The 6,677-nt window shown below is 58.7% G+C and carries 5 protein-coding genes; 3 read left to right on the top strand and 2 right to left on the bottom strand.

Going from position 1 to position 6,677, the window contains the following annotated elements; genetic code table 11:
• Positions 1-1,110 precede the first annotated feature (1,110 nt).
• From V7080_RS22220 to V7080_RS22210, 3 genes are all read left to right on the top strand, one after another.
• Positions 1,111-2,817, top strand: a complete 1,707-nt coding sequence (locus V7080_RS22220) for a hypothetical protein (RefSeq protein ID WP_334190566.1) — start codon at positions 1,111-1,113, stop codon at positions 2,815-2,817.
• A 334-nt stretch (positions 2,818-3,151) separates the two neighbouring features.
• Positions 3,152-4,048: an aspartate/glutamate racemase family protein gene (locus V7080_RS22215; RefSeq protein WP_334190565.1), complete on the top strand. Its 897-nt coding sequence runs from the start codon at positions 3,152-3,154 to the stop codon at positions 4,046-4,048.
• 139 nt (positions 4,049-4,187) lie between these two features.
• Positions 4,188-4,664 carry a CesT family type III secretion system chaperone gene (locus V7080_RS22210; RefSeq protein ID WP_334190564.1) on the top strand — a complete coding sequence of 159 codons (477 nt, stop codon included), beginning with the start codon at positions 4,188-4,190 and terminating at the stop codon, positions 4,662-4,664.
• 64 nt (positions 4,665-4,728) lie between these two features.
• Here V7080_RS22210 and V7080_RS22205 read toward each other — a convergent pair whose 3' ends face one another.
• Positions 4,729-5,139, bottom strand: a complete 411-nt coding sequence (locus V7080_RS22205; RefSeq protein ID WP_334190563.1) for a hypothetical protein — start codon at positions 5,137-5,139, stop codon at positions 4,729-4,731.
• Between the two features lie 366 nt (positions 5,140-5,505).
• Entirely contained in the window at positions 5,506-6,600 is a 1,095-nt protein-coding gene (locus V7080_RS22200; RefSeq protein ID WP_334190562.1) for a DUF2157 domain-containing protein, read from the bottom strand.
• Between the last annotated feature and the right edge of the window lie 77 nt (positions 6,601-6,677).

The raw sequence follows: 6,677 nt of genomic DNA, 5'->3' as shown, positions 1-6,677 counted from the left end.
GCTGAGAATGCATGAGCGGGAGACGACGATCCTTCGTCCCGCTCCTTTCGGTCAGCTTTGTTAGCCGGGGCAGCTTTGCTAACCGGGCCGTTTGTTCACTGGAACGTTGGCGATTCAAGTACCGCAGGCGGATCATTCACCAGTTACCGACGCTTGAAACCGCTCGCAGAAAAAAACGCATTCAAGAGTGCCGAACGATGTGCTTGGTCACGACCATGTGAAGCGACTGCGGCATTTTCGGACTCCATTGCATTCACAACATCGCAAACCCCATGCTTTCCGCTACACACGGCGAAATGGATTCCGCATCCGTGACGGTCATCGATCAGCCCGCTCAAATCACCAGTCGCTTCCCGCAATGGCATTCTGCGCATTCTAATCGTAGCTCCCTACGGCTCGATCGACTGCAGGCAATCCGAAGCACCATGGCCGATGTGCACATTCACGACACAGTCAGTCCGAGTGGTGTACCGATGATTTTCCTGTAGGCGATCTAAGATCGCTGCTTTGCCAGAGAGGAAATTGTCGACATTCCTCTTGATCGACAGCGTACCGGATTCCATCACGACTGCGGACGCATCGTATCGCCTGGCCGAAAACCATAACCGCGCCGCAATCCAATCCGCGTGCGGATGATGGACTCGGGAGTAACGACAGCCCATCGGACCATGGTTCAGCGCTGCATCACGCACGCCATCCTTAACCACTCTCCTCCGCGAGTGCAATCCGCCGCGTCACCGAGGATGCCACCCATGGCGTCCGGCAACGCACGCCACGTCCTCCGTACCGGAACCATGGAGTGCGCACTCATCGCAAACCGACGCATTCCGCCATCGATTTGGAACTGATTTCACGGTTTCACCACATATAAGCCGCGTGCACCTGTGAGTCGATATCTGCGCTCACCAACGCACGTTATTCACGTCTTATCTCATTAACGTTCAATAACAGTTACAGAAAGCGACACACGTTATGGCCGCAGGCATTCAACATCATTCACCGACACATTCCCTTCAACTTCATCAACCACATCCTTCACGAAGCGAAGCGGCTGGAACGGACGTTCAAGCTGACAGCAGACCGATCGGAAGCTCCTCCACGGTCGCAAAAATGCCGTCCTGCTTCCCGATGGGCCGGCTGATTTCACAGGCACGCGCCGAACAGTCGAAGAAAGAAGACATCAGCTTTGAATGCCTGCTCGGACATAAGCTCGAAAACAATACCGACTTTGCGAGCAGGCAGGACCTCGGCATCCTGAATCGCATTGCGACGGCGTCGGCGATCGACCTGCCGAAGAATATCAAGCCGGGTGAATTTGTCGTCGCGCCGCTCGACATCATGCCGCACGATATCCCGGGCGGCAAGAAAGGCGCCATGCTGCTCGAGTTGAATGGTACCGGTTACGGCAATATCACCACGCTGCATCCGGAGACACTGAAGACCATCAATCATTCGTTCGCCATGATTGCGGATGAGTTGAAGGATGTGCCGAACGCACTCGTTCTGGTTCCCTGCTCCGGGCGCGAAGATCCGCCCAATTTCGCGGCCAGCAAAAAGATTCATGAAAAGATCATGATCGGCAGCAGTATCTCCGAGCGTTTCAAGGCATTGGGGCATGAAAAAGTCACCGAAATCGGCATCGACACCTTCCAGAAGAAGAGTTCGAATCCGCTCAAGAACCTGCGGCAAGGACTGAAAACCGACTTGAAGGCCGGTGTGGAGTCGGTCAGGCATTTTGATCAGGACGGCATTCGCGCCATGCGGAAGAAACTGCGCAAAACCGGATGGAACGCCAAGGACGCAGGCCCCACGGTGGTGGTGGGCTACACCGCACAGCTCGCCAAGGCCATCAAGATCGGCAAGGATGGCGAACCCATGATGTTTGGACGCCGGGTTCACGCCATTGTCAACGATCGCGCGTCGCTGAACGTCGATGCCCTGAATGCCCGCAAAGGCAAGAAGCTGGATCCAAATACCTTCATCGCCTGTAACCGGTCCTATGTCCCGGCCGCGGACAAAGGCACAGCTTACGCGTACATGAACGAGTTCAACGGCACCGACGCTGCCAAGAAGACGCCGGAGTATGCACGCGAAATCGTCAACAAGCAGGCGAACAGCCTGGCCGAGATCGAAGAGAAGGTTCTCGAGATGTTGAAGGAAGGCAGACACGCCATCATCAAACCAAGCGGCACCGGTCACGGCGATGGCATCGTCCCTATCTTCGCGCATGAATGGGATGGACATCCCGACTTCAAGCCGGCCAGCGAAGGTGGATACCCGCCGATTTCGGAACAAATCAAGAAATCTTTTGAATCGGTCAAAGCGACGTACAAAGAGCGCGGCGGCTTCCCCTATACCGTGGGCGAGTATGTCATTGCCGACCGGATCAAGTCCGACAACCCGGACTTCAACACCATGAAGTACGAATACCGGATCGCAGTGTACGCCGACTATAGCAATCCCGAAAAGCCGCAGCTGAAGGCGGCGCCGGCGATCATCAAGATCGATGCAGGCTCGCAACTGCAGGAAGGCCAGGACGGCAAATTTTCCAAGCAACTGGCCAGCGTATCCACCCAGGTACTGCAAACCGGACGCCCGGCGTCGGATTTCATGAAACCGCTGGCGAATGCCGAAACGATGGAAATGATCAATCTTCCCGAGGAAGAGTTGACCAAGCTGTGCCAATGGGCGACGAAGGCGGTCGGCTACATCCTGGAGAACGTCGATGCCAAGACGGAAGTCGGCGGCAGCAAGCCGGGAGACGCCAAAGGCAAGGCTCCTGTGAAGAATGACGGTGCGTCCACTTCAGGCGCCTGATCATCAGGTGAGCAGTTCTTCATCGTAACGCACCATCCTGCGCGCATCGTCCCAGACCTGCGCGCAGGCTTTTCGCAACCGAAGCGAAGGAAATACCATGAATTCTTCATCCTCAGTTCACCGCCCCACCTCACCCGCTGCCGGAGTCATTCCAGGCAATCCGGCGGATTCCGGCGCGGCATCGACCAGTCAATCGGCAAGCAGCGGCGCGCGCATACGTTCCCGGTTCAAACACGCCATGCGGATGCTGTCGCCCGCACAGTGTGGCCTTGGAGGTACAACATTCAGATCGCCAGGCCGTTTTCCGGCAACGTCGGGCAGTACATCGCGAAACATGGCCGCCAAAGCTGGGGTCGACAATATCCCGGAAGACCAGATACCGCTGCCGCCGATCAGGAAGTTTGTTCCGGTGGGCGTCATCGGCGGCATGGGGCCGGACGCAACCAATGACCTGAATGCCAAGATGCTCGAAGCGGCCCGCAGGATCGAGCCGGCGCCGGGCGACCAGGACAACATCGGCATCATTTCCTACAACGTGCCGCATCTCATCAACGACCGCACCGGATATCTGAATCGCGTGGATATCAACCAGGTCTCCAGAGAAGAATGGCAGAACCACCTGACCAGCCCCACCACCGACAATCCATTGTGGGGGATGCTGCACGCTGCCAGGCAATTGAAGGCCGCCGGCGCGCATCTCCTGGTCATGCCTTGCAACACCGCGCATATGTTCCATCCCGAACTGGAAAAGCGGGTGGATGTTCCCGTCCTGAACATCGCGGATGCGGCACTGATGGCCCTGAAGGAAGCAAATCCTGCCGCGAAGAAGGTCGGATTGCTGGCCACGTCAGGAACGATCAACAACAGGCTGTATGAAGGCCGGGCCGAGAAGGTGCATTCCCAGGTCGAGTGGGTGTACCCCACCCCTGCCTCGCAGAAAGACGAGGTGATGAAGGGAATTTATGAGGACGGCGTCAAGGCCAACAACCTCGATAACGGCAGGCGTCTCCTGAAAAGCGCCGGAGATGCGGTGGTCAGGGAGCACAAGCCGGACGCCCTGTTCCTGGCCTGCACTGAAATACCGCTGGTGCTGTCACAGAAGGATTATCCGGACCAAATCGTGATCGATGCGACACAGGCCCTCGCCGAACTGGCTGCCCAGAAGTCCTTCGAACTCGCGCAAAAATACCATGCGCAACGCGAGGCGGCGGGCCAGTCGCGACTCAACTAGGGAACAGGGCGCAGGATGGCCGCAATCGCTTCCGTGCGCTCAGGGGCCGTCCGCCGGGGACGGTTCCCGCTCCCTTGACATCGACGCTGCAGCTTCGCATGCGTCTTCACCATCCACCGTTTGGCCGCGAGGTGCCGACATGAATAGAAGTGACTATGACAAGCTGATCATGGATTTTTGCAGCGTCTGTCAGATGGAGGGCGCCGACAGCATCCTGGCAGGCGGCCCGGTGTCGATCAACGACGTGACGTTTTCCCTGAATTACAGTGAAGAGCTGGAAGAGAACCTGGTACTCATCTTCTGTGATTTCGGCCTTCCTGCCGCGGGCCGCGAAGCGGAAGTGTACCGCGCGCTGATGGAAACCAATCTTCTCCTGTACATGCTGAACGGACCGCTCTTTTCCATTTCCCCGGATACGGGCCGGGTTCTATTCGTCAACCGCTGCTGGCTGCAGCAGCTGACTCCCGTCAAGCTGCGTGACCTGCTGGTGCAGTTCGCCACCCAGGCGAAGGACTGGCGCACCCATCAACTTCTCGACAAGCCGCCGCTTCGAAGTGGCCAGTCGTCCACCGCCCGCATGCTCGCAAACTCCCTGCTCGCCAAGCCCGGATCCTGATGCGGCGGCGTGTACAACAATCTCGCCATTGCGTGACTCGGGTTATTCCCAGGCTTGAGAACGCTCAGTTCAGGGAGTACAACGCCACGGGCACGAGAGCGATCACCAGTGCGGTCAGTATCCTGACCGGCGCGCTGAAGCCGCGATGGCGGAACCAGGAAGCAAGACCGAGGGCGCCGGCACCGTAGAACAGCGAAAAGATTACCAGCGCGCCGATGCCCACCACTTCTGCCGTGCGGGTGGTGAACAGTACGGCAAACAAGGCCGCAGTGACCATGGCAAGCATGCCGGCAAGATATGCCATCAGGACGGACGTGCTGTTCGCGCCCATCGGCCGAAAACGGGACTGTGCAAGCATCGCCTGCCTTTTCGCGAGCACATCGCGCTGCAGGAGAAAAACCAGCAGTGGATCGACTTGCCTGTAATGAAGCAGCCCGGCGGATGCCGCCGCTGCCAGGTCCTCGCGTTGAATCATGATTCATCGCTCCTTCGGTGGTTCTGCGTTCCGGATAGGCAATGTCGGCGGGGCAAGTGACGTGAGGCACCGCTTTTCCTTGCCTCATCGACTCGCGGTCGCGTGTTGCAAAACGGTTCCGCAACACGGCGTGCCGGCTCGCATGGAAATAACTTGTAGGGATCAGAAGGACATTTAACCAAGTCCGGCGACGTCAACGTAGACCTAGATCAATTGCTTAAAAATGCGGCAGACGCGCAATTGAAAATCGTTCGCTTCCTTAAGCAAGAACAAATTGCGGCCTATTCGCATTACAGGTAAGGAAAGTACGACTCCCGACGTGGCGACCCGGCAAGAATTGCAGCAGGCAACATGCGCGCGCTTCGATCATCCGCGGCGGACTTCCAGCAATTCGCGCAGGTCTGCCGGCAGCATCGCGCGCAAGCGCGCCGACACTGCCGCTTCATGCCGGCTCCACCACAAGCCCATGCCGATCAGCGCGAAGCCAAGCAGGGTCAGCACCAGCACGAAGAGGAAGCTGTCCTTGAATAAATTCCACGACAGGTCACCCAGCACCAGCGCGATGCCGATGCCGCCGAGCAACGCGAACACGCGCCGCCCGAGTACCGCGCCGACAAATACCAGTCCGAAGTTGAGCGCCAGGTACACCAGCTTGCCGGCCAGTTTCCCGGAGCCCATCATCGACAGCGCTCCCCAGAAGGTCAGCAGGCCGAACAGGTACAGCCAGTAAGCGTAATCATGGCTGCGGCGTGAACGCAAATCGACGAAGAATGCCAGCAGGAGCATCAACAGGCCAAACACCAGGCTGATCGACTTGCGCAGTTCCCATGCCGCACCGCCGAACCAGTCGCCGCTGCCGCCTTCGCCCGCCTGCAGGATCAGCGCCGGCACGATGTCCATGCCCATGTACCACAGCGTCACGGCGATCGGCATCATCAGGAACGGATAGCGAAAGCGCCACAGCAGCACCGCCCCGGCAGCCAAGGTTGCCAGCTCCATCAGCAGCCAGCGCCAGTCGATGAAACGATGATAGTCGCGATAGTGCTCCAGGTGACCGTCATCAGGCCAGAAGCCCAGTACGTGCTGCAGGGCGAATACCGCCAGCGGCACCAGCGCGATCGCCAGCGTGGCAAAGATGCCTGCCGGAATACCGTAACCATGCTTCTCCAGCCTGGCGGCCAGTGTCACCGCAGCGAGCGCGTACAGCAGCGACAACACCAGCAGCGCGCCCATTCCCAGCGCTTCCACCGCGATGGTCGTGAACAGCGACGCTGCACCGATGGCCAGCATGCCGCCGAGGTAGTACAACACATGGGTACCGGAAAAACGCGCCGCGCCCCGGGACGGATGTCCACCGCCGGCATCCCGCGCGCTCAGGAAGGCGAACAGCCCCTCCAGTTCCAGCGGATTCAGTACACCCGCCTTGACGGCGGCTTCGAGGTCTTCGCGCTTGATGGTCATGGCCGTACCCAGTCGTGTTATCGGAATTACAAACAGGAAATGTGGGCGATTGTATACCGCCCGGCCGGCGCTTCGGC

This window comes from Noviherbaspirillum sp. (assembly GCF_036846085.1).
GTDB lineage: Bacteria > Pseudomonadota > Gammaproteobacteria > Burkholderiales > Burkholderiaceae_D > Noviherbaspirillum.
Note: the sequence above shows the minus strand (reverse complement) of the source record. Positions and strands in the feature narration are given on the sequence as shown.

Coding starts and splice junctions, on each gene's coding strand:
- V7080_RS22200 (WP_334190562.1), bottom strand. CDS start 6,600: ATGACCATCAAGCGCGAAGACCTCGAAGCCGCCGTCAAGGCGGGTGTA.
- V7080_RS22205 (WP_334190563.1), bottom strand. CDS start 5,139: ATGATTCAACGCGAGGACCTGGCAGCGGCGGCATCCGCCGGGCTGCTT.
- V7080_RS22220 (WP_334190566.1), top strand. CDS start 1,111: ATGCCGTCCTGCTTCCCGATGGGCCGGCTGATTTCACAGGCACGCGCC.
- V7080_RS22215 (WP_334190565.1), top strand. CDS start 3,152: ATGGCCGCCAAAGCTGGGGTCGACAATATCCCGGAAGACCAGATACCG.
- V7080_RS22210 (WP_334190564.1), top strand. CDS start 4,188: ATGAATAGAAGTGACTATGACAAGCTGATCATGGATTTTTGCAGCGTC.